The organism is Pseudidiomarina fusca, from assembly GCF_032227045.1.
GTDB lineage: Bacteria > Pseudomonadota > Gammaproteobacteria > Enterobacterales > Alteromonadaceae > Pseudidiomarina > Pseudidiomarina fusca.
This window is the reverse complement of record NZ_JANFPJ010000093.1, coordinates 1-882: the sequence shown is the minus strand read 5'-3', so window position 1 is coordinate 882 and position 882 is coordinate 1. Positions and strand designations below refer to the sequence as shown.

Sequence of the window (882 nt, the reverse complement as noted above, 5' to 3'; positions counted from 1 at the left end):
CTGTTGATCTTTGCTGTTCATAATTTAGCCAACCCACATTGGCAGCCATATAAGGCAGCAAGCCAAGGCCAGTGTACTTGCATAATTCCGGGCTAATTTATCATACCTTGTTGCTACTGAGCGGTAATGTTTTAGCCTGGCAAACACGTTCTCAACCAGATGGCGATATTTGTACAGACACCAGTCAATATCGCCATTACCAATCTTCGAATTACGCTTGCGCGGTATGTTAGGGACGCCCTTTTTTTCTCGGATCTGCTCTCGTATCTTCTCGCTATCATAGCCCCGGTCAGCGATAACGTGTTCGGCATCAGGCAGCTGTTTTAGTAATTCTATGGCTGCTTTACTGTCATGAACCTCACCGCCTGTCACAATAAAATCTATTGGCAAGCCGCAACTATCCACTGCCATATGGATTTTCGTCGTGTTGCCACCACGACTTTTCCCAATCGCTTCTTTATCTTCTGAGCGAGCACCTGTCGCATGCTGATGCGCTTTGACGATGCTGCCGTCTATAAATTCCCACTCTAAATCAGCCAATTGCCTTAACTCTGCGAATAGCTGCATTAGAATGCCTTTTTTTAGACCACAGGTTAAAACGCCGGTAGATGGCGCTCCAATCTCCAAAAGCTTCTGGCACATCGCGCCAAGGGCAACCGACCCGCATCCGATACAAAATGCCTTCGAAAGTATTTCTGTGTTCCGGCTTGTCATATACGCGGCCCGTTTTAAGCATCAATCTGATTAGCTTTGACCAGTACTCGTCTGTTAACATTGTTCTTGGCATGATGGGTTGTCATGGTTAGTTTTTGGCGAAAGTAATTATACCAGCCCATCATGCTGTCTAATAATCCATCACGAAAGATCAACAAGCCCTAGTTT

At 45.8% G+C, this 882-nt stretch carries 1 protein-coding gene; it reads right to left on the bottom strand.

All coding sequences use genetic code 11. The annotated features are described in order from the left end of the window. Positions 1 to 24 precede the first annotated feature (24 nt). Positions 25 to 787, bottom strand: a protein-coding gene (locus NOG12_RS13205; protein WP_011789342.1) for an IS5-like element ISSpu10 family transposase whose coding sequence is annotated in 2 segments (ribosomal slippage) — positions 25 to 582 and positions 584 to 787 — 762 coding nt in all. Because the reading frame shifts where the segments join, the coding sequence is not laid out codon by codon here. Between the last annotated feature and the right edge of the window lie 95 nt (positions 788 to 882).